The 22,944-nt window shown below is 59.6% G+C and carries 19 protein-coding genes and 1 pseudogene; 8 read left to right on the top strand and 12 right to left on the bottom strand.

The features are described 5' to 3' along the window. The first annotated feature begins 28 nt into the window (after positions 1-28). From QMK51_RS28615 to QMK51_RS28650, 8 genes are read left to right on the top strand one after another with little or no spacing between them, the layout of a single operon-like run. Positions 29-943 carry a GDP-mannose 4,6-dehydratase gene (locus QMK51_RS28615; RefSeq protein ID WP_258698295.1) on the top strand — a complete coding sequence of 305 codons (915 nt, stop codon included), beginning with the start codon at positions 29-31 and terminating at the stop codon, positions 941-943. Further along, the gene (gmd, locus tag QMK51_RS28620; RefSeq protein ID WP_258698296.1) at positions 940-1,911 is read left to right on the top strand and encodes a GDP-mannose 4,6-dehydratase; all 972 of its coding nucleotides are present in this window, start codon (positions 940-942) and stop codon (positions 1,909-1,911) included. The genes QMK51_RS28615 and gmd overlap by 4 nt, the downstream gene beginning before the upstream one ends. A 3-nt stretch (positions 1,912-1,914) precedes the next feature. Continuing rightward, entirely contained in the window at positions 1,915-3,357 is a 1,443-nt protein-coding gene (locus QMK51_RS28625; protein WP_320392770.1) for a mannose-1-phosphate guanylyltransferase/mannose-6-phosphate isomerase, read from the top strand. Then, entirely contained in the window at positions 3,358-4,155 is a 798-nt protein-coding gene (locus QMK51_RS28630; RefSeq protein ID WP_320392771.1) for an ABC transporter permease, read from the top strand. Next, on the top strand, positions 4,155-5,408 hold the full coding sequence (locus QMK51_RS28635; protein ID WP_320392772.1) for an ABC transporter ATP-binding protein: 1,254 nt from the start codon (positions 4,155-4,157) through the stop codon (positions 5,406-5,408). The genes QMK51_RS28630 and QMK51_RS28635 overlap by 1 nt, the downstream gene beginning before the upstream one ends. Further along, positions 5,405-6,772 (top strand): glycosyltransferase family 1 protein, encoded by a 1,368-nt coding sequence (locus QMK51_RS28640; protein ID WP_320392773.1) that lies wholly within the window; start codon positions 5,405-5,407, stop codon positions 6,770-6,772. The genes QMK51_RS28635 and QMK51_RS28640 overlap by 4 nt, the downstream gene beginning before the upstream one ends. Then, on the top strand, positions 6,756-7,886 hold the full coding sequence (locus QMK51_RS28645; RefSeq protein ID WP_320392774.1) for a glycosyltransferase family 1 protein: 1,131 nt from the start codon (positions 6,756-6,758) through the stop codon (positions 7,884-7,886). Before QMK51_RS28640 ends, QMK51_RS28645 begins: the two co-directional genes overlap by 17 nt. Next, positions 7,887-9,017, top strand: coding sequence for a glycosyltransferase family 4 protein (locus tag QMK51_RS28650; RefSeq protein WP_320392775.1), 1,131 nt, complete (start codon positions 7,887-7,889; stop codon positions 9,015-9,017). It abuts the gene before it with no gap. Between the two features lie 104 nt (positions 9,018-9,121). Here the strand turns inward: QMK51_RS28650 and QMK51_RS28655 are convergent, their stop codons facing one another. The 12 genes and pseudogenes from QMK51_RS28655 to QMK51_RS28710 form a co-directional block, all read right to left on the bottom strand. After that, positions 9,122-9,499, bottom strand: a complete 378-nt coding sequence (locus tag QMK51_RS28655; RefSeq protein WP_320392776.1) for a DUF6124 family protein — start codon at positions 9,497-9,499, stop codon at positions 9,122-9,124. Between the two features lie 334 nt (positions 9,500-9,833). Continuing rightward, positions 9,834-10,784: pseudogene (locus QMK51_RS28660) on the bottom strand (pyridoxamine 5'-phosphate oxidase family protein); the annotation flags it as partial. A 64-nt stretch (positions 10,785-10,848) separates the two neighbouring features. Next, on the bottom strand, positions 10,849-11,475 hold the full coding sequence (locus tag QMK51_RS28665) for a glutathione S-transferase (RefSeq protein WP_320392777.1): 627 nt from the start codon (positions 11,473-11,475) through the stop codon (positions 10,849-10,851). A 131-nt stretch (positions 11,476-11,606) separates the two neighbouring features. Next, complete coding sequence (locus tag QMK51_RS28670) at positions 11,607-12,509, bottom strand: LysR family transcriptional regulator (RefSeq protein ID WP_320392778.1); 903 nt, start codon at positions 12,507-12,509, stop codon at positions 11,607-11,609. 331 nt (positions 12,510-12,840) lie between these two features. Then, positions 12,841-14,109 (bottom strand): cation:proton antiporter, encoded by a 1,269-nt coding sequence (locus QMK51_RS28675; RefSeq protein WP_320392779.1) that lies wholly within the window; start codon positions 14,107-14,109, stop codon positions 12,841-12,843. Next, complete coding sequence (locus tag QMK51_RS28680; protein WP_258698307.1) at positions 14,109-15,557, bottom strand: pyridoxal phosphate-dependent decarboxylase family protein; 1,449 nt, start codon at positions 15,555-15,557, stop codon at positions 14,109-14,111. The genes QMK51_RS28675 and QMK51_RS28680 overlap by 1 nt, the downstream gene beginning before the upstream one ends. Further along, on the bottom strand, positions 15,547-16,830 hold the full coding sequence (locus QMK51_RS28685) for an ATP-grasp domain-containing protein (RefSeq protein ID WP_320392780.1): 1,284 nt from the start codon (positions 16,828-16,830) through the stop codon (positions 15,547-15,549). The genes QMK51_RS28680 and QMK51_RS28685 overlap by 11 nt, the downstream gene beginning before the upstream one ends. Before the next feature lie 11 nt (positions 16,831-16,841). Further along, positions 16,842-18,170, bottom strand: a complete 1,329-nt coding sequence (locus QMK51_RS28690; protein WP_320392781.1) for a coproporphyrinogen-III oxidase family protein — start codon at positions 18,168-18,170, stop codon at positions 16,842-16,844. Positions 18,171-18,180: 10 nt separating this feature from the next. After that, the gene (locus QMK51_RS28695) at positions 18,181-18,999 is read right to left on the bottom strand and encodes an amidohydrolase family protein (protein ID WP_320392782.1); all 819 of its coding nucleotides are present in this window, start codon (positions 18,997-18,999) and stop codon (positions 18,181-18,183) included. A gap of 12 nt (positions 19,000-19,011) precedes the next feature. Further along, positions 19,012-20,613, bottom strand: a complete 1,602-nt coding sequence (locus tag QMK51_RS28700; protein ID WP_258698311.1) for an NAD(P)-binding domain-containing protein — start codon at positions 20,611-20,613, stop codon at positions 19,012-19,014. 151 nt (positions 20,614-20,764) lie between these two features. After that, on the bottom strand, positions 20,765-21,793 hold the full coding sequence (locus QMK51_RS28705) for a methyltransferase (protein ID WP_320392783.1): 1,029 nt from the start codon (positions 21,791-21,793) through the stop codon (positions 20,765-20,767). 30 nt (positions 21,794-21,823) lie between these two features. Next, a complete protein-coding gene (locus QMK51_RS28710) occupies positions 21,824-22,930 on the bottom strand; it encodes a hypothetical protein (protein WP_320392784.1) in 1,107 nt (368 codons plus the stop codon). Positions 22,931-22,944: the final 14 nt, after the last annotated feature.

A 22,944-nucleotide genomic window follows, 5' to 3' on the forward strand; every position in this document is an offset into this window, starting at 1 on the left:
AAGTTTTATGATCAAGGAGTTTCGTTGCTTGAAAAAGCGTCTGTTCGTGACGGGTCTGAGTGGATTCGTGGGGCAACACATCCAATCTCGTCTGAAGACTGACGCCTCGGAATGGGACCTGCTGCCTGCCCCTTCCCGGTACGATCTCGCACAGCCAGAAAGCCTTGAAGGCCTGTGGCCGGAGATGCCCGATGCGGTCATTCACCTGGCCGGCCAGACCTTCGTTCCCGAAGCCTTCCGTGATCCGGCGCGCACGCTGAACATCAACCTGCTGGGCACCCTCAACCTGCTTCAAGCCCTCAAGGCCCGCGGCTTCAACGGTACCTTCCTGTATGTCAGCTCCGGTGATGTCTATGGCCAGGTCAACGAAACAGATTTGCCCATCACCGAACTCCAACCGCCCTGCCCGCGCAATCCTTATGCGGTGAGCAAACTGTCGGCGGAGTTCTTGAGCCTGCAATGGGGTTTGAGCGAAAGCTGGCCGGTGCTGGTCGCCCGCCCGTTCAACCACATCGGTACCGGGCAGAAGGACAGCTTCGTCATCGCCAGCGCCGCGCGGCAGATCAGCCGGATCAAGCAAGGCCTGCAAGCACCACAACTGGAAGTCGGCGACATCGATGTCACCCGCGACTTCCTCGATGTGGGCGACGTGGTGTCGGCCTACCTGGCGTTACTGGAAAAAGGCACGCCGGGGCAGGTCTACAACATTTGCTCGGGGCGCGAGCAGAGCATTCGCAGTTTGATCGAACAACTGGGGGACCTCGCTCAGGTCGATATGCAACTGATTCAGGATCCGGCGCGTCTTCGTCGCGCGGATCAGCGTCGCGTTTGTGGCAGCCATGCCAAGCTCGCCCAGACCACAGGATGGACGCCTGACATCACAACACAACAATCCCTGCGGGCGATCCTGTCCGACTGGGAGACGCGAGTACGACAAGAATGACAAAAAGTGCACTGATCACAGGGATCACCGGCCAGGACGGCGCGTATCTGGCAAAACTGTTGCTCGATAAGGGTTACAAGGTCCACGGTCTGGTGGCGCGGCGCAGCAGCGATTCGCGTTGGCGGCTGCGCGAGACGGGGATCGAGGGCGATATCGTCTATCTGGACGGCGACATGGCCGATGCCTGCTCGGTGCAGCGCGCGGTGATCAAGTCGGCGCCGGACGAGGTCTATAACCTGGCCGCGCAAAGCTTTGTCGCCGCCTCCTGGGATCAACCGGTGAGCACCGGCATCGTCGACGGCCTGGGCGTGACTCACCTGCTCGAAGCGATCCGCCAGTTCAGTCCGCACACCCGTTTCTATCAAGCGTCCACCAGCGAAATGTTCGGCTTGATTCAGGCCGAGCAGCAGGATGAAAACACACCGTTCTACCCGCGCAGCCCTTACGGTGTGGCCAAGCTCTACGGTCACTGGATCACCGTGAACTACCGCGAAAGCTTCAACCTGCACGCCAGCAGCGGAATCCTGTTCAACCACGAATCACCGCTACGCGGCATCGAGTTCGTGACCCGCAAAGTCACCGACGCCGCCGCCCGCATCAAGCAGGGCAAACAGCAGGAACTGCGCTTGGGCAACATCGACACGAAACGTGATTGGGGGTTCGCCGGCGACTACGTCGAAGCCATGTGGCTGATGCTGCAACAGGACAAGCCTGACGATTACGTGGTCGCCACCGGCGTGACCACCACGGTGCGCGAAATGTGTCGCATCGCCTTTGATCACATCGGCCTCAATTACCGCGATTACGTGAAGATTGACCCGGCCTTCTTCCGCCCGGCCGAAGTCGACGTCCTGCTCGGCAACCCGGCCAAGGCCCGACGTGTACTGGGCTGGAAACCAAAAACCGACCTGGACACCTTGATCCGCATGATGATGGATGCGGACATGAAACGGGTTGCCAAGGAGTAGGTCATGCTGATCCCCGTGATTCTTTCCGGTGGTGCCGGGACCCGTTTGTGGCCGGTGTCTCGTGAAGGCCATCCCAAGCCGTTCATGGTTCTGCCCGATGGTCAGTCGCTGCTGGGCAAAACCTATCGACGTGCGGCCGGTTTACTCGATGGCTGGGGCGATATCGTCACGGTGACCAACCGCGACTACTACTTCCAGAGCAAGGATCACTATCAGGACGCACGCCTGGAGCGCCATCGCGGGCATTTTCTGCTCGAACCGACGGGTCGCAATACGGCCCCGGCCATCGCGGCGGCGGCCCTTTCGCTACAAGCCCTGCACGGCGACGAAGCGATCATGGTGGTGATGCCTGCCGACCATCTGATCCTCAACGAAGACGCGTTGAAGAGCGCGGTCGAGCACGCCGTGACGCTGGCCAAGGCCGGTCATCTGGTGACGTTCGGCGTCGTGCCGACAGCCCCGGAAACCGGCTTCGGCTACATCGAAACCGGTGTCCCGCTGGACGACAAAGGCGCCGCCAAGGTGCAGCGCTTCGTCGAAAAACCCGACCTGCAAACCGCCACGCATTATCTGGAAAGCGGCAATTTCCTGTGGAATTCGGGGATGTTCTGTTTCTCGATCGCCACGCTGCTGGCCGAGTTGCACCTTCATGCGCCCGAGCTGCTTGAACAGGCTCGGGCCTGCATGGCGGCCAGCGCGCCGCTGGAAACCGCTGGTTGCCTGCAACAGGAGCTTTCGCCGACCCATTTCGCCAGGATCACCGACATCTCCATCGACTACGCCCTGATGGAGCGCTCCGACAAAGTGGTTGTGGTGCCGGCCGGGTTCGACTGGAGCGACATCGGATCCTGGGGCGCGGTGGCGGCATTGGTGCCGGCCGATACACAGAACAATCGCGCCAGCGGCGATGCGATCTTCATCGACAGCCGTGACAACTTCGTCCAGAGCGAAGACCGGTTGGTAGCCGCAGTGGGTGTGGATAACCTGATCATCATCGACACCGCCGACGCGGTGCTGGTGGCCCACGTCGACCGCGCCCAGGACGTGCGCCGGGTAGCCCGGCAACTCAAGGACAAAAAGCACGAAGCCTATCGCCTGCATCGCACGGTCAGCCGCCCCTGGGGCACCTACACCGTGCTCGAGGAAGGCCCGCGCTTCAAGATCAAACGTATCGTGGTCAAACCCGGCGCCAAGTTGTCGCTGCAAATGCACCATCACCGCAACGAACACTGGGTGGTGGTCGAAGGCATGGCCAAGGTCACCAACAACGGTGCCGGTTCGCACCTGGTGGCCAAGAACGAGTCGACGTTCATTGCCGCCGGGCACAGGCACCGCCTGGAAAACCCCGGGGTGATCGACCTGGTAATCATTGAAGTGCAAAGCGGCGAATACCTGGGGGAGGACGATATCGTTCGCTTCGAAGACCAATACGGCAGGACGGTTTGAATGCTGCTTTCCCTGTATCGCTCACTGTGGAGCTACCGGGGTTTCATCCTCGGTAGCGTCAAGCGAGAGTTTCAAGCGCGTTATCGCAATTCGCTGTTCGGTGCCCTGTGGACCGTGCTCAACCCGCTGTCGATGATCGTCGTCTATACCGTGATTTTTTCCCACATCATGCGCGCCCGCTTGCCGGGGATGGATGACGGCATGGCCTACAGCGTCTACCTCTGCGCCGGTCTGCTGACCTGGGGCCTGTTCTCGGAAATCACCCTGCGCAGCCAGAACATGTTTCTGGACAACGCCAACCTGCTGAAGAAAATCAGCTTCCCGAGAATCTGCCTGCCGGTGATCGTGCTGTTCAACGCCGGCATCAACTTCGCGATCATCATCGGACTGTTCCTGGGCTTTCTGCTGATCAGCGGCCGCCTGCCGGGCATGGCCCTGCTGGCGTTGCTGCCGCTGATGGCGTTGCAAGTCATCTTCTGCGCCGGGCTGGGGATGATCCTCGGCGTGCTGAACGTGTTCTTTCGTGATGTCGGGCAATTCTTCGGCATCTGTCTGCAATTCTGGTTCTGGCTGACACCGATCGTGTACCCGCTGAACATCCTGCCCGAATGGGTGCAGCGGTTGTTGCAACTCAACCCGATGACCAACCTGATTGGCAGCTACCAAAACCTGTTCCTCTACGGCCAATGGCCGGTCTGGAGTTCGCTGCTGCCGATCTTCGTGACGGGTGTGTTGTTCTGCGTGATCGGGCTGCGGCTGTTTCGTCAGCGGGTCGGCGAAATGGTGGATGAACTCTAATGGGGCACATACGCGTGACCGGCCTGGGCAAGGCCTACAAGCAATACCCCACGCGCTGGAGCCGACTGGCCGAGTGGCTGATCCCGTTTTCGCCCATCCGTCATCGCCAGCACTGGGTGTTGCAAGACGTGGCGTTCGAGATCGCTCCCGGTGAAGCGGTGGGCATTGTCGGGGTCAACGGCGCCGGCAAAAGTACCTTGCTGAAGATGATCACCGGCACCACCCAACCCACCTGTGGGCAGATCCAGCTCGAAGGCCGCGTCGCCGCCCTGCTGGAACTGGGCATGGGCTTTCATCCGGATTTTACCGGCCGACAGAACGCGGTCATGGCCGGGCAACTACTCGGTATGCAGGTTGAAGAAATCGAAACCCTGATGCCGCAAATCGAACACTTCGCGGAAATCGGCGAAGCCATCGATCATCCGGTACGTACCTACTCCAGTGGCATGCAGATGCGCCTGGCGTTCAGCGTGGCCACCGCCCGGCGCCCGGACATCCTGATCGTCGACGAAGCGCTGTCGGTGGGTGACGCCTACTTCCAGCACAAGAGCTTCGACCGCATCCGCAGCTTCCGCAAGGCCGGCACCACGTTACTGATCGTGTCCCACGACCGCTCGGCGATCCAGTCGATCTGCGACTCGGCGATCCTCCTGGAAAACGGCCGCATGGCCATGCACGGCAAGCCCGAAGCCGTCATGGATTACTACAATGCCCTGCTCGCCGAGCGCGAGGGCCAGACGGTGCGCCAGGAAATGCTCGCGGGCGGCCAGGTGCAAACCGTTTCCGGCACGGGTGAAGCCGCAATCCTCAGCGTGCGTCTGCTGGATGAGCGCGAGCGCGCCATCAACGCTGCCGAAGTCGGCCAATCGGTAGTCCTTGAGGTACAGGTCGAAGTCCGCCAGGACATCGAACGACTGGTGCTGGGTTTCATGATCAAGGATCGCCTGGGCCAGGCCATGTACGGTATCAACACCCATCGTCAGGACCTCGCCCTCACTGACCTGCAGGCCGGCGAGCAGGTGACCTACCGCTTTGCTTTCGTCATGGGCCTGGGCAAAGGCAACTATTCCGTGGCCCTGAGCCTGTCGCGGCTGGACTCGCACCTGGACCGCAATTTCGAGTGGCGTGACTATGGTCTGGTGTTCCACGTGATCAACAACCGACACGAAGACTTCATCGGCTGCTCGTGGCTGGGGGCGAAAACCAGCATCACTCGCACAGCCGAATCGATTGTCTCGGAAAACACCCCATGACGCGTCTTCTGGTGGAATGCACCCACGTGTTCCTGCACCCCAAGGTCAATTCGGGCATTCAGCGGGTGGTGCGTAACGTCGTCAATCAGTTGCCTGAAAGCGTCGAGGGCGTTGAGTGCATCCCAGTGGTGATGCTCAAGGGCAAGCTCTACCGGGTATTGAGCCTGGCCCCTTTGGACACACCGCTTTTCAATGGGCTGATGGAATTCGGTGGGCGTCTAGAACGTTTGGCCCATCGTTTCTGGCAACTGCACCAGCGCCTCGACAAGCGCTGCACATCGCGATGGACCCGACGAGCGCTGTACGCGGCCTACCGCCTCACAACGCTGGCGGGCTTCAGCGTGCCGCGGCGCCTGATCGATTGGATCAACCAATATCAGCTGCCCAACCGTTGCTCGCCGTTGCAGCATCAACCGGGCGATCAGTTAGTGCTGCTGGATTCGTCTTGGCACGCCGACGCCTTCCCATTGATTGAACAACTCAAACGCGAAGGTGTAGGCATTGTCTCGGTGATCTACGACCTGATTCCCCTGACCCACCCGCAGTTCTACGACACGCGACTGGTGCAGATTTTCAACGAATGGTTCGACTGGATCACCCAAACCGCCGACGGCTACGTGGCGATTTCCGCCACCGTACGCGATCAGGTGCGCGAGGAATTGCGTCGTCGAATCGGTCCTGCCAAAGCCGATACAGTGTGGTTCGACTACTTCCACCTGGGCTCTGAGCTGGACCTGCACGAAGAAGCTGCCGCCGTCGAAGCACGCCTGACACGGCTGTTCGATACCCCGGAACCGGTGTTCCTGATGGTCAGCACCATCGAGCCGCGCAAAAACCACGACTACTTGCTGGACGCCTTCGAACTCGCCTGGGCCGCGGGCTCCACCGCCCGTCTGTGCATCGCCGGGCGCATTGGCTGGAAGTGCGATGCCCTGCTCACCCGGGTGCGCAGTCACCCGCAGCTGAACACCCGACTGTTCATGTTTAACGACCTGAGCGACACCAGCCTCGAACATGCCTACTCCCACGCCAGTGCGCTGGTGTTTCCGTCCTACGTCGAAGGCTTCGGCCTGCCTCTGGTGGAAGCCATGCAACGCGGCTTGCCGGCCATGGGCAGCGACATTCCAGTCTTCCGCGAAATAGGCGGCGAGTTCATGGCGTACTTTGATCTGGCCGAGCCACAAAGCCTGGCCGATCTCGTCGCTCGATTCGAGAGCAGCAGGCAATTCCCGGCAGCCCGCAACGTGACGGACTGGCACTGGATCGGCTGGCGTGAAGCGAGTGCGCAAATGGCCGAACGAACCCTGCGCAACCTTGTGCAAACACCTGTGGTGCAAGAGAGGCAACATGCGAATTGCCCTTAACGCCCGAATCCTCCAGGCCCCGCGTACCGGCATCGGCCATTACGTTGCCGAATTGGTGAGCGCCCTGGCCAGCGAGCCGGATGTCGAGTTGTCGCTGTTCCATGGCTGGGGCTGGAGTTCTTCACTACCTGATGCGGCCATGCCGGGTTACTCAAGACTGACGCCGTTGCTACGGCAGATACCCGGTGCGTATCAGGCGCGACGCTGGCTGGCGCAGAAACGTTTCGATCAAGGCTGTTCCCGGGCAATCGACCTTTATCACGAACCCAGCCTGTGGCCGCTGTCGTTCGACGGCCCGACAGTCATCACCCTGCATGACCTGACGCACCTGCACTATCCCGAGACGCAACCACCGGCACGCCTGCGAGAAATCGAGCGGCGACTGGCCGATGGCGTGCAACAGGCGCGGCTGATTCTCACCGACTCGCAGTACATCGCCGACGAAGCCCAGGCCTGTTTCGCCCTGCCGGCCGAGCGTTTTGTGGTCGCACCGCTGGGCGTGGCGACACGTTTCCACCCGCGCGAACCCGAGGCCATCGACGCCGTGCTCAAGGCCCATGGGGTCGAGGCGCGGGAATACTTCCTCTGCGTCGGCACCCTGGAACCACGCAAGAACCTCACGCTGGCCCTGCGCGCCCATGCCCAACTACCGGAAGCGTTGCGTCAGCACTTTCCGCTGCTGATCGTCGGCATGGCTGGCTGGCAGCGCGAGCAATTCAGCGATGAGCTGCACCAGGCATTGGCCAGCGGTCACGTGTGCTTGCTCGGTTATCTGCCTGACGAGCAGGTTGCACAGCTGTTGGCCGGCGCACGGGCGCTGATTTTTCCGTCGCTCTACGAAGGCTTCGGCCTACCCGTGTTGGAGGCCATGGCCAGCGGCACGCCGGTGATCCTGACCCGACGCTCGGCCATGCCCGAGGTCGCAGGCAACGCGGGCAACTACATTGAACCTGACGATCCAGACGGCTTGCGTGATGCCATGCGTCGACTGATCGACGATCACGCACATTGGCAAGCATGCACGGACGCCGGGTTGCAGCAGGCAAGGCTTTTTTCCTGGGAACGTTGCGCGAAGGTCACCGCCCGCGCCTACCGCCAGGCTATGGGAGGTTGAATGCGAGTGCTTCATTTCTTCAAGACGTACCTGCCTGACTCGGTCGGCGGGATCGAACAAGTGATCTTCCAGTTGTGCGAAAGCGGCGCCCAGCATGGCATTGAAGGTCAGGTGCTGACCCTCAGTGCCGATCCAACACCGCCCGTGGTGCAGCTTGGGCAACACGAAGTCCATCGGGCCAAACTCGACATTCAGTTCGCCTCCACGGGTTTTTCCTACAGTGTCTTCAAACAGTTTCGTGAAATGGCCGCCGAGGCGGACGTGGTCAATTACCACTTCCCCTGGCCGTTCATGGACCTGGTGCATTTCCTCAACGGCATGAACAAACCCAGCGTGGTGACCTACCACTCGGACATCATTCGCCAGAAACACTTGCTCAAACTTTACCGGCCCCTGATGAACCGCTTTCTCGCCAGCGCCGACCGGATCGTCGCCGCGTCCCCCAACTATCTGCACACCAGTGATGTGTTGCAGCAGTTTCAGGACAAAACCCGAGTCATTCCCTATGGCCTTAATAAGGCAGGTTATCCACAGCCCGACAACGAACGCATTAGCCATTGGCGGCAAACGCTTGGGGATAAGTTTTTCCTGTTTGTGGGCGTGATGCGCTATTACAAAGGCCTGCACATCCTGCTCGATGCCTTGAAAGGCGTGGATTACCCGGTGGTGATCCTCGGCGCCGGGCCGCTGGAAGCCGAACTGCACGCCCAGGCGGCGGCATTGGGTTTGCGCAATATCCACTTCCTCGGGCGTCTGGGGGATGAAGACAAAGTCGCGCTGCTGCAACTGAGTTACGCCATCGTGTTTCCATCGCACCTGCGCTCCGAGGCGTTCGGCATCTCGTTGCTCGAAGGCGCGATGTACGGCAAACCGATGATCTCCAGCGAAATCGGCACCGGCACCAGTTTCATCAACATTCACAACGAAACCGGGCTGGTGGTGCCGCCAAGTCATCCACAAGCATTCCGTGAAGCCATGCGCACCCTGTGGGACAACCCGACGCTTGCGGCGCAAATGGGCGTGAAGGCTGAAGCCCGTTATCGGCAGTTGTTCACCGCCGACGAAATGGGCCGCAAGTGGACGGCCTTGTATCAGGACCTATTGGAAGAGAAATCCCTGTCCTACGCATAACTGATTTTTTGTGGGAGCGGGCTTGCCCGCGATGGCTGAGTGTCAGCCAACATCAATGTTGAATGTTAATCCGCCATCGCGGGCAAGCCCGGCTCCCACAGGGATCAGCTGTGTGGCGCAGGTTTTAGTACGCCCACGTTATCCAGCATCCGGTTCACCGCCAGTTCCGCCAGCATGACGATCTGCTGAATCGCCATCGCCGTATGCCGGTGCGGCCCTTCCAGATACCCCGCAAAATCACTCGCCATCACACTGGCCTGGGCCAACGACTCGCAGGTGTGGGCCAGCAGGTCTTCGTCTTTGATATCCGGCGCAACCATAAACATCGTGCTCGGCTTGCGGGCCACGGGGGATTTGAGGGCGGATGGGTTGAGGTAGTGATCGAGCGCGCGTTCGGCGGCTTCGTTGAGCTTTTTTGAATTGAGGGATTCGTAAGGGGAAGTGCTGTCCGCTTCGGGCGGATTTGGTGTCGGCTTGAACATGGCAAAGATCCTTAAAGAGATGGAGCTGCCATTTTTCGTTTTCCAGACGAAAGGGGTGGCAGCTGTACGCGGACTGGAAAAACCGGTAAAGGATCAAACCCGGCAGACCCGAAGGTCTCCCACGCACAGCCGCCATAACTGCAGAGCTGAAAAAGCGCCGCATTATGTCATCTGCTGTGATCCTATACTTCGGGTTTTCCAGGCCCGATCGCTGAATTGCCAGCGACCCCCAAAGCCTATCCACTCCACTTCCCACCCGACAACCGTCAAAACTTGTCGGAAACATCCCCCCAAAATCATCGTCTGTAGGACTGCCTGCGATCTTTTTCTAAACCTGAGCTCGCAGACGAGCATTCGCCTGCGCCCAAGTACCGGTCAGCAAACTTTTGGGTGACACACCGTCAAAGCGCCAACGCAAGGCCAGCGCCGCGGGCCGCCGCACCACGCGCTCCACCTCTAAGGTCCACAGCCGCTCGGCCCCTTGAAAAGCTTCGACCTGCGAGCCTTCGAGAATGACTCGGGTGCGACCACTGAGGTGCAGCAGGTCGCCCGAATCGAAATCGATGAACAGCAAACCGGCTCGTGGATTGATCAGCAGGTTGCCCAAGGTATTGAAGAACAGGTTGCCGGCGAAGTCCGGGATGGTCAGGCGATTGCCCTCTACCTGGACGAAACCGGCCTGGCCACCCCGATGAGAAACGTCCACCGAGCGTTGGCCATCGACGTCCACATAACTGGCGACAAAGAAAGTATCAGCGCCCGCGATCATGGCTTTGGCTGCGTCATCCAGCCCGTTTAGGTGCTGTGCGATACGCGTCGCCGGATCCGCCAAGGGCACCGAGCGAAACTGGCGCAATTGAATGTATTGCGGGCAATTGCCGAAAGACTGCTCCACCTTCACCTCGAAGCCGCCCGCCGTCACAGCGCCAACTCGGCCATTGAGGCGGTTGCGACGTCGGGTGTGCAGTTCGATACCGAGCAGACCGATCGCCGCCCCCTCTTGCAGTTGTGCAGGGTCGTCGCGGTCAGGCAGGCTGCCGAACTGCAACAGCGTAGGCTCGGGAGAATGGGCAAAGCCCGGTGCCCCTTCAAGAATGCTGGCCCAAGGGTTGCCGTCAGCATCCACCGCGCCGTACAGCATGAACGGTAGCTGCTGATAGAACGTGCGGTGCTGATCCGGCATCTCGCTGCGAATCACCCTACGACCTAATGTGTCCATTCGCTCGGCGACACCCACGTGAGCCTGCAACTGTTTCTCGCCTGCGTGCCAAGGTGAACGTTCCATAACGGCTTCTCCCCTGCGCTCCTCGCGCAACAAGAACGCGCCCGACTGAGTCGGGCCGTGAACATCAGGCAGTTTTTTGCAAACCGGCGACGGCGCGCGGCATGCCGACAAACCCTGGCAAGGCTTCAATCCGCGCCAGCCAGACCTGGATATTGGCGTAGTCGTCCAGCGACACATTGCCTTCGGGTGCATGGGCGATGTAGCTGTACGCGGCGATGTCGGCGATGGTCGGTTCGCTACCGACCAGATAGGGCGTTGTGCCCAATTCCTGATCGATCGCTTTGAGCCATGTGTGGGAATAAGCGATCACCTCTTGTGCGTTGTAAGGCGCACCAAACACGGTGATTAGCCTTGCCCTGGCGGGGCCGAAGGCTATCGGCCCGGCGGCGACCGACAACCAGCGCTGAACCTTGGCCGCACCGACCGGATCGGTTGGCAGCCAGTAGCCGTTACCGTATTTCAGCGCAAGGTAGACCAGGATCGCGTTGGAGTCGGCCAGCACCACGCCTTGATCATCAATCACTGGAACCTGACCAAACGGGTTGAGCGCCAGGAAGTCCGGTTGCTTATGAGCGCCTTTGGCCAAATCGACGAAGATCAGCTCGGTCGGCAATTGCAGCAGGGACAGCATCAGTTCCACACGGTGTGAATGGCCGGAACGAGGGAAGTTGTAGAGTTTGATGGCTTGCATGGTCGACTCCGCTGGGTGGTGGCGCCGTTCAGGAAAGATCAGCGCCGATGGAGGGCTATCTTCCATCCATAACCAAAGCAACAGAATAACCAGAAAATGCAATCCATTATTTCATCCCGTGCAATAATCCTTCAGCGGTTCAGGGCAGGGTGTTCGCGCAGCACCTTCACCGCGAAGTCGACAAAACTACGGACCCGCACCGGGGCCTTGCGCCCACCCTGGTAGACCACATGAATGGGCAATGGCGGCAGCTCGAAGTCAGCCAGAACGATTTCCAGCTCACCGGCGGCGACCTTGCTCGCCACTTGATACGACAGGACCCGGGTCAGTCCCAGGCCCATGGCGGCGGCCGTGATAGCCGCCTGATTGGCGGTGACCACAAGACGCGGTTCCGGACGAACGCTGATCGGCTCTCCCGCGTCAAGGAACGGCCAGTTTCTGAGCTGCCCAATGGACGAGGTGGCGATGATCGGGGCTGCGCTCAAATCTGCTGGATGCTGCGGCCGACCATGGTCAGCCAGGAATCCAGGAGAAGCGCAGATCACCCGCCGCACTTCGCCCACTCGAATTGCATGCTGATTGCTGTCAGGCAACTCACCGATGCGCACAGCCACATCGATGCCCTCCTCGACCATGCTCACCACCCGGTCGACCAGTACAGCGTTGATGCTGACTTCAGGGAATTGAGTCAGGTAGCCAACCATGACCGGCGTGACGAACAAATCGCCGAACAATACCGGCGCCGTGATCGTCAGTTGCCCACGGGGTTGGACGTGGCTTCCGGCTGCCGAATCCTCGGCTTCCTGCACCTCGGCGAGAATTCTCCGACAGTCCTCCAGATAACGCTGACCCGCCTCGCTCAAATGCACGCTGCGGGTGGTACGTGTCAGCAATTGGGTGCCAATGCGCTTCTCAAGCGCCGCCACTGCCCGGGTGACACTGGCCGCCGACATCCCCAAACGTCGCGCCGCCGCCGAGAAGCCTTGTTCTTGAGCAACTACGGCGAAGACCTGCATTTCCTGGAATCGGTCCATCGGGCATGTCCTTCATTCGGATAAAAAAAATCGCAACCGTAGGCTGCGATTTTTAGTGTTTAGTGCCAAAAATTATATTTTGACACCAACAACTCAATAAATACGGGGGTTAAGCAGCTTACAGGGCCATACGCCTAAATAAATATTTTGACACTTAGAAGGTGAGCGCCCCAGATCCAGCATCGATGTTTGACAAAATATTATGACAACACAAGCTCAAACTAAGTTTGAGCTTGGTTCAGCTCACTCTATGATTTGATCGACACCGAATTCACGACTATCGAAGCCTAACCTGAGGCGCTGCAAGACGTCGTCCTCGACGCTAAATTATCTAGGAATACTGACCAACTGGCTGGGCTGAAACGGAGCGACCACTGTACTTCTGGATGGCATTCAGCAACGGCGAGGTGATCAGCGTTGAAACCAGGGCCATGATGACCAAGATGGAAAACAGCTGGGGCGGCATCAAGCCAAGGCTGTGGGCGATATTCAGCACCACTAACTCCATAAGGGCACGCGTATTCAACAACGTGCCGATTCTCAAGGAGTCAGTCATTGAGAATCCCGCCAGCCTGGCGGCCAGGGTGCAACTCAGCCCTTTGCTTAGGCAGGCGCATAAGACCCACGCAAGGCACAAAAGAATGTCCTGAGCAGTCACCATGGATCCAAGTTCAACTTTCATACCTGTATAGAAGAAGAAAACCGGTACCAAAACGATGTTAACGAAAGGGCGCATCCGCAGGTTCCATTGCTCAAGCAAGGCTTTGCATTGATACAACGCGGTGCCCACCAGAAAGCCACCAACAATGGCGAACACACCCAACCACGCGGTGATGACCGCGGTCACGAACACCCCGCCGATGATCGCGCCAAAATGCGCATCGCTCAGTACGGCAGCATGCTGAGTATCAGCTTGCAAGCGTTTGACCAGCCAAGGACGCACACAGCGGAAGAACACCACCAAGAACAGCGCAATAGCCGCCAGTTTCAGCAGCGTTTGCGCCGCGCCTTGACCGCTGGTGAACACCACCACTGCGCCCAGGGCAATCCAGCCAATCAGGTCGTTGATCCCAGCGGCGGCAATCGCGGTCACCCCGGTCTCGCTGTTTTCCATGTTCCGTTCCAGGAGGATTCGACCAAGGATGGGCAGCGCGGTGATGGAGAACGAGATACCGCAGACCAGCATCAGCCCGAGCAGATCAGGAACCGGGTAGTAGCGGGCATAAATGAAGGCGCAGAACATCCCGGTCAGGTAAGGGATCGGAATGCCCAGCAAGGTAATCCAGCCCAGGGCACGCTTGAGACGACGCTCGCGCAGCAGTCCGAAATCGAACTCCATGCCGATCTGGAACATCATCAGCACGATGCCCAACTGGGACATGACCGTCAGCACCTGTCCGGCGTTAGCATGCAGATACGCACCGCCCTGCGGCCACAGGCCACCTAGGAGCGCACCGAGAACAATGCCACCAGTGATTTCACCCACCGCGATGGGTTGCCCAAAACGCTGAGCGATTTTACCGGCAACCTGGCTGCAAAGGATGATGACGACCAAAGCTGCCAACACAATGACTAATAAATTTTCGTGGGGATTGTTCATTACAAAATCCTAGGGAGTGGCGAGAAGCTAAGTTCGTGCAACAGCCCGTCAAGGGCCTGCTTGAACCGTTCCACGTCCAGCGTGGAGGTTTGATAGTTACTGATGGCAACGCGGATATAACGCTCGCCTTTCCATTCCAGCACGCTGGGGTAAGCTAGGTTTCGCTGCTGACAGAGCGCGACCAGACGAGTCACACACTCGGCACTGGCGGTCACAGGCCGAAAGGCAACCACCGGCATGATCTGCTGATCGGGTATCAAGCGATAAGCCGGATCGGCGCTCAGCAGCGCCCGCAAGTGCGCCGTCGCGCCGGTCATATTTCTCAGCAGTTGCCGATAGCCCTCCAGCCCCAGATGCTGCAGCAGGCACCACACGCCCAGCGAACGAAATTGGCGAGTGCCATAGAGGTTCATCTTGAAGGTGTCGAGTTCACCGCGCTCTTCCCAGTAAGGTCCACCAGCCCAGAAACTGCTGCCAAGCACCTCGCCGTTGCGCACCAGCAGGCAACCGACACCGAAGGAGGCGAACATCCACTTGCAGGGGTCGAAGGTGATGGAGTCGGCGTCGCTCAACCCCTGCATGTGACGCCGGGCCTCGGGCAACGCCGCCAGCGCCAGCCCGGCAGCACCGTCAATGTGGAACCAGGCGTTGTAACGGCGAGCTAGCTCGCCGATGCGCCGCAACGGATCAATCGCCCCGGTTGCGGTGGTGCCCAGTACGCCGATCAGGCACATCGGCGTGTAGCCGAGCGCAACGTCGTGCGCCAGTCGCTGCTCCAGTTGCTCCGGAAGCAAGGCGCCCTGCTCATCGGTGTCGATCTCCACCAGCGCATCCGCGGCAAAACCTAGCACGTCCAGGGCCTTGGCGATGGAAAAGTGCCCCTCTCGGGACATGTAAATCCGTGGCCCCAAGCCGCCGGCCCGAAGCATTTCCGGATGCTGGCGGTGCAGCTGCTCGCGGGCCAGCTTGAGCCCGATCAGGTTGGCCAGCGTACCGCCCCCGGTGAATACCCCGCCGGGCAAACGCCCGACAACCGGGTCGAGACCAAACAGCGAACGCAGGGCGTGCAGCACCTCGACCTCGACCATGGTCGCCGATGGCCCCGCACGCCAGGCACCGGGGGTCTGATTCAGCGCACTGCCGAGGAAGTCACCCAGCACCGCAGCAGGGTGAGGCCGCGGCGAAATATAGCCGAAGTACAACGGGTGGCTGACGTTGCACAGGCCCTGCTGCATCAACTCCACGGCCTGGGCCAGGGTATCGTCCAACGACTGACCGTGTTCGGGCATCGAGGCTGGGTCCTGGGTTCGGGCGGCGATCGAATCGCTCGCGTACCACAGGGGGAATTGCTCGGGCGTGCCCTGGACGCTGGCAAACAACTCCAACACCCGCTGGCCCGCGGCGAGGATCTGCGGGTTGGCGCCCCACTCGCGCGGCTCAGCAATCATGAGTCACCTCCTGCACCGCAACCTGCAACCGAACCTGCTGCTGAATACCTTGGTGAATCTCCAGCAATGTCTCACGACTCTCCCCCGTCAGAAGGTAATAACAGTAATGGGGCTGAGCAGAGTCGGGCATGGCCTGCACCCAATCACCGGGACGGGCGAGCACTACCAGCTCGCGCAACTCCGCCAGTTGCTCAAAGACCTGCATGCCTTCGACAGCGAGCAAGGTCCCGCTGGTTTCGATCACCACACCGCCAAACAGCACCGCACCACACTCGCCCACCGCCGTGGGCAACGGCACCTGTTCCAGAAGTAGGCGGACCTGAGCGGCATACACGTCAACCCCGCTCAACAGCTCGATGGTCTGCGCGGTGAAGCCGCCCCCAGGACGCAACCCCGCTTCAAGTACCCGGGGCACGCCATGCTGATAGCGGATTTCGACGTGTGCGGCGCCCTGGGTCAGACCTAGCGCCCGCGCAGCGCGCAGCGCAAGCTGACCAATCGAATGCTCCTGTTCGGCCCCCAGCGAGGTGGGCCAGACAGAAGCCGATTCAGCAAAGTAAGGCCCTTGCCCGCCTTCTTTCTCCAGCACCGCCAGGACCTGATCCGTGCCGTCGGGCCGCAGCAACAGATCGACGCTGACCTCCCGCCCTTCGCAAAAGCTCTGGGCAATCAATTGAAGGCTGCTGTGACCGTAGGCAAAGCGATTGCGGTCCTTGAGGGGATCGACATCGGTGGTCTGCTGGATCAGCTCATGCAGTGCCGCAAGGGCTTGCCGGTACTGATATGCATCACTGACCGCAATCACTCCCTGGCTGTTCATCGAGTCGCTAAGCTTGACCACCACCCGTGACCCTAACCGCTGGCAGACCTGCTCCCACGGGGTTTCCAGGGTCAACGGCAGCGTCGCCGGCACCGGTACGCCCTGTGCTTCCCACAACAGTGTGGCCAAGTACTTATTGCGACTGCAGGCAGCAGTGGCCACCGACATGCCCGGCAGGCCCAGACATTCGGACAACTGCGCGGTTGCCACTACCGCGCCCTCATTGACAGGCAGCAGGGCACTGAAAGGATGCGCCGCGTGGTACTCGGCCACGGCACTAAACAGAGCATCAGTCGGCCACAGGGGCACCTGCAGTACGGCCTCGACCGCTGGGTGCTCAGCCAGAGACCGTCCGTTGCCGATCAACACCACCCGATAACCCGCGGCGCCCAGACAATCCAGCAGTCTCCGGCTGGGATAGGCATGAATAACGCCAATACGATGTGCTGACATAATATCCCTCCTTAGAATGAGCCCGTCCGAGCACCCGGCTTGTGCTCCAGTACCGTCAGCACCTGCCCGCCAACCTGCCGCTGGGTGGCTTCGAACAAGTCGGTGGTCATGTTGTTGGTCCACAGACGACCACGTTGGGACACCTCGAACGCATCCTCGGTCTCCGAGAGCAGGCCATGTTCGATCCAGCTGGCGATAAGCTCGGGATTGACCGTGGCCAACGCACGCTCGCTGGACTTGTCCAGGCGTAGGAACTTGGGAAACATCACCGCACCACGGTTCTCCGGACGGTCCAGCGCCACCGAGCTTTTCTCGATGCTCGGCAGCCCCTGTTCGATGGCGTCCATATACTTGTTGACGTTGCTGTGCTTCATGTAGCTGAAGCCGTCCACATAACCTCGAGCCGAGGAGCCTACGGCCAGTGTTTCGGCACGATGCTCACCATTGCCACCGCCCCAGAGCAGGCGGAAGTACTCACAGACCTTCGCCTTACGGGTGTAAATCTGATCGGCGACATTGGCATAGCCAGCCTCGGCCAAGCGGTGGCGCAACTGCTCGAACAGCGCGAGCATAATTTTCTCCGAAGGCTTGGCTGGAATGCTGCCCTCGTCCATCTGGCGCTTGAACTTCGGCGGGAACGCGAAGTAGTGCAGATTGTAGTAATCGACGCTGTCAAAACCGTCGTCGATCAGCCGTGTCAGGTCACGGTCTAGGGAGGCCAAGGTCTGGCCCGGCAGGTTGTACATCATGTCGACATTGATTTCGTCGAAGCCGAAACGCCGTCCCTGCTCGCGGACATTGGCCACATCGTCTAGGGTGGCGGCGATGTTGAAGTGCTTGCGCAACATCGGATCGTAAGTCTGCAGGCCGAAGCTGATGCGCTGCACGCCTTCGTTCTTGAGTACCTCGAGCCGGTAGGGATCGCCCAAGGTCTTGGGCTCGCCTTCAAAGGAAATCTCGGCATCGGCGCTGAGGCTGAAACACTCTCTGATAGTGTTGAAAATTCGCTGCAGTTGCTCGGGCGACAGCACCGAAGGCGAGCCGCCACCGAAATACACAGCCCGCAGTTCGCTGGAGCGGCCACGCACGCTGGCCGCCTCAGTGCGGATGTCCTGGCACAGGGCGTTGGTGTAGCGCTCATAGACAGCGGTGTCCTTGTCGACCCGCACATGAAACGGGCAGAACCTGCACATGTCCTGGCAGTACGGAATATGCACATAGAGCAGGGTTTCCACCCCTGCGGCCACCGGACGCTCGAAGACCTGGGGCAGACGCTGATGTACAGCGTCCCCCAGCAGTGGGTAGAAGTAATAGGTCAGCGGATAATAGGCCTCGTACATGGAGTTCCCCTTATCCGGCCAACACTTGATTGGCGTTTCCACTGAGCACCGCTTGCAGTAGTTCGCGATCAAGGCCGGCGCCGAGAATCTTCTGGCACACCGCCGAGTAGCTACCGCACACCGGCAGATCGGAGCCGAAAAGTACTTTGCTGTGCACCGCCGGACGCTCGTGCAGCCAGTCCACCAGCACCTCAGGCGGGACCAGGGCGGTATCCAGGTACACCCCCGGATAACGACAGGCCATCTCAAGCGCCTCGTCGTACCAGGTCGGCTTGCCGCCGTGTGCAAAGATCACCTTGAGCCGTGGGAAGGTTTCCACCAGGCGGCGAAAATCCCCAGGCCGGATGAACTTCTGCTCGGTGTCGCGCTGCGCAGTCAGGCCGGTGTGGAACATGATGGGCTGGCCGACTTCAGCACACATTTCATAGACCGCCATCATCGAGTCGAGGTACGGATCAAACCCATGGTCGGCGGGGTAGAACTTGTAGCCCTTGATCCCCCGCTCGAAATCCTTGTGCCACTCTTGGAGTGGATCAGCGTGGTGCAGCGGATTGATATTGCCGAACGGTACAAAGAAAGGATCGCTGCCGCAGAAGTCCAGAATCAACTGGCTGTCGATGGAAAAGTTGGTCCCCGGCCCGCACTCTGCGAGGATCACCGCACGTGCCACCCCGCGCTCTTGAAGATAAGCCTTCAACGCCAATGGATTGGAAAATATCTCACGAACATCGACCCCTTCCTCAAAAGGAAATTTGGTCAATAGCCCTTGAATGTCGTCACGCAGCAGCGAGAATCTTCCAGCATGAATATGAAAGTCTACGAAGTTCATTATTAAATCCTTTTAAAATGTCGAAATCACGTTCCACAGTTTCGGAGCTTCAAAAACTGGAGCGATTTGCTCTACTAGCAATTGCTGCCGCAGGAACTCCGATAGTGGTTCGATGTGTTCCGCTTCGCGCCACTCAGCGGCCAAGTCTTCAATAATGTGATGCTCCGCCAGCAACTCTCCGCCGTGGTAATGCCGGATAATCGGGTGTAGAAAGTTTGAATCTTCGGCGCGTTTGACGTTCTCTCTGGCAATACGCGAAACATTGAAAGGGTTGTCAAACTTGCGCTGACCAAACTCCAAGGTCAGTGTCATGTACTCATCAGCGGCAAAGCGTTGTGCGACGTAGTCCTGGGGCAATTCAAGATGCCATTTCAAGCGCTGTTGTTGCCGGTCTATCAGCATCACATCTTGCAGGAAGCCTGGTTGCTGCCAGAGGGCCGAGGACTGATTGACCCGCTCGATGATGCGCTCGCATGCCGGCGCCACCTGCAACTCATGGGTAGCCTGCGGCAGGGCGACTCCGTCGTAGCGCTCCAACAGCAACTGGCACAGAGTGCGCACGTTGTAACGGAAACCGTGAATGAACCCCGACATGTACTTCTTGTAGTCGAGGTACTGCATCAAGGTGCCGGCAAAGTAAAGGTCTGGAATATTCTTTGACTGCCAATCCACCTGCTGCGCGGGCAATCGGCCCATGGAGCACAGCTCAGGGCGGCAAGACTCGTCGAACATCGAATCATCAAAGCGAAAGCCGGTACAGGCAATAACGCGATCGTATTCGATGACTTCCTGCTCACCCTCGGCGTGCTCGTAACTGAAGTAGGCCTTGAACTTGTCACCCTCACGCTCGATGCGATGCAGTTTAGCGTCGAGAATCGCGTTCTGCGATTTAAGCTGGTACGTGTCGAGCAGGTTGTTGTTGACCGCCCGCACATGCCCGACGTAGTGAGTCGACCAGGCCATACGCAATGGATTTGGACTCGCCACATGGATCATCGCCGCATGCTCGATCAGTGCGTCGGCGGTCTCGAAGCCCGAGTTGCCCTTGCCTAGGATCAGCACTTTCTTGTTGGTCAACGGCACCGGGTCGATGTCCATATCGACATAGTGCTCGACGTGCTCGATCCCCTCGATGTCCGGCAGCCAAGGCAGTTGCACGCCGGTGGCGACGATCAGCACACGGGCCCGCAGCTCCTCGCCCGTGGACAAGGTGACGATAAAGTCCTGGTCACGACGTACGTTCACTACTGAGCTATCGGTACGCACATTAAGCTGATGCTCTTTGGCAAAACCGTCCAAATAACGCGGCATGTCATCGGCATCGGGAAAATAGCGCTGGCTGTAGTCGGTGAACCGTGCCGCGGTGCTTTCGCTGCTTAACAGCGAGTTCCAATCCCAACGCAAGTTAATTTCAGGATCAGAATAACCGGTATGGACTTTATTGATTGAGATCAACTTTCTATGCCGCGGAAATCGTTCAAATGATGTGCCCGCGCGACCACCGCTCTCAACAATCAGATAATCACGCCCTTGTTGTTGTAAGCAATAACCGGCCTGCAGCCCTCCCGGGCCAGCGCCAACAACCAAGTATCCATACGTCTTCTCAGCGGACATTTGAAGCTCTCCTTATGTTTCACTTATTGACCAGAACAGCGCGCACGTAGACGTCCACGCTGTTACAGTGCGGAATTAATGAGTTGGGCAGATCAACAGTAAAACTGGCCTGATAGCCACAGACTTACATCAAAGTTAAACCGGCTTGGAGTTATAGATATCCAATAACCGCATGTTTCTCACCGTTGGATCTGATCACTTGGGTGCGAGTAAAACCAGCTTCATGCAACAGCGCCTGAAACTGAGCCGCCGTGCGATGTTGCCCGCCGGTTTCCAGGAGCATCGCCAGGTCCTGCATGACCGCGGCAAACGGCTCGGCGCCTGACGCTTCCAACAAGCGATCGAGTACCAGAACTCGCCCTCCGGGATTCAGCGTCTGGCGAACCCGGCGCAGCAGCTGCAGAGATTGCTCGTCATTCCAGTCAGAGAGAATGAACCCCAGTGAGTAGGCATCCGCGTGGGGCAGCTCACCGGACCAGAAGTCACCCGGCGCAAAGCTGACCCTTGAGGCCAGCCCCACCCCGCTGATCCGCGCCAGGCAATGGGGCTCCACGGCAGGCAGGTCGAACACCACCGCCCTGAGCTCGGCATGCTGTTGTGCGGCGGCGATGGCGAAGGTACCTATGCCGCCCCCCAAGTCGACCAGGCTCGACGCGTCGCCCAGCACCCCCAGCTTCACCAACTCTGCTGAAGGCTCGCGGCTGAGGTTCCACATCGCATCATGGAACGCCGCGCCACGGTCCTCGGCCAGCAGGTAATCGAAGGGTGCCGACGCGTCTTGCGCCAGTTTCGACCATTGCGCCTGGCCGCTGCCCACGGCATCGCCAAGGTGGCGAAACAGCGGCAGAGTGTTGCTGTCGAAGTGTTCGAGCAAAGGCCCCAGATACTGCGACGACTGAGGATCCAGCGCGCCACGGGCGGACGCCGACAGTCGATAGCCACCCGCTTGTTCCTCGACCAGCCCCCAAGCAATAGCGCCGCGCAAAAACCGCTCCAATGTGGAGCCATCCAGCGCCAGGGTTTGTGCCAGAGCGTCTGCCCCGGAGCCCACGTCAGCGCTGGCAAGGGCCTGGAAAACCCCTAGTCGATGCCCCTGCAGTAGAATTGCGCTGCCCATGAAGCCATAGAGCGCCAGACTCACGGGATCCAGGACCTTCCCGGCCATTGGTGGTACTGCCATATCAACCTCCCTGTCCAACTGATGTAGTGATTAAACGCCCAGCTCGAAAGAGCCTTGGGCCACGACTTGCCCGTTGATGATCAGATGCACCTCGTGTGCGCCAGGGTAGTAACTTCTCAGCGAACTGCTTTCGATACTGTGATCGCGCTGCAGCTTCACCGAACCCTTGACCAGCTTCTGGCGCTTGCTCCACTTGAACACCCGGCGGTTGATCTGGCCTCGGGCACCCGGTGCGAGAATCGCGTAGTCGACCATCAGCCCATGCTCGCTGGTGCTGTCGATCTGGATATCGCAATCCAGGGAAATACGCTCCCCTGGCTTGATCTGCGAAGGTCCGACCTGGAAGCGCTTGACCTGCACCGGCGCGGCCATGGAATACCCAAGCAGCTCCAGCGCACGGCTGTCACCGCGCCGCGCCAGGGTACGCAGCGAATGGCGGATGACCCAATCGGTGTGCGGCCCACGCTCCTCGACCTGCCAACGCTCCAGCACATCGAGCACGGCGCTGGGATGGTCCTTGCTGATGTCATTGAGGTTGTTGGCCACCGAGCGGCGTACATACTCGCTGCGATCATTGCGCAGACGCTCCAGTAGGGCCAGGACCGGTGCTGGGTCAACCAACAGGCTCGGGACCCGGGAGGCCCACGGCAGGCGCGGACGCGTGCCCTCGGAAACCAGCCTGCGCACGTCGGGGCTGTCATCGCTGACCCAGCCGGCCAGCACCTGCAATGTAGGCTCCAGGTAGGCATCCAGATAAGGCCGGATGGCGAACTCGCCGGTGAAGTGCTGAGTCACCTTCTTGATCGCCTGCATGGCGGGCTCAAAGTGCTCAAGACCGCGGGTTTCGAAAATATCGGCGATCACCCACACCGGGAACCCGGTCATGCGACCAAAGCGGGTCCCGGGGATCGGGTCAAGCATGCGAACCAGTACCTGGGCCGCCGGCACAAACTCCAGGCCCAAACCATCCCAGAGGGCGTTGGCCATGGCCTTGACCCGGGCCTTCATCTCCAGCGGTCGCAGGTCCGTAGGCAATGACGCGCTGTAGCGCTGCTGATCGAAGCTCGTTAGCAGCGCGGCAGCGCGACCGCCCAACTCGACGCCGAGCGGATGGTCGAAATAATCCTTGAAGTCCATGACATCTCCCTTGA

The organism is Pseudomonas sp. P9_31 (assembly GCF_034008235.1).
Classification (GTDB): domain Bacteria; phylum Pseudomonadota; class Gammaproteobacteria; order Pseudomonadales; family Pseudomonadaceae; genus Aquipseudomonas.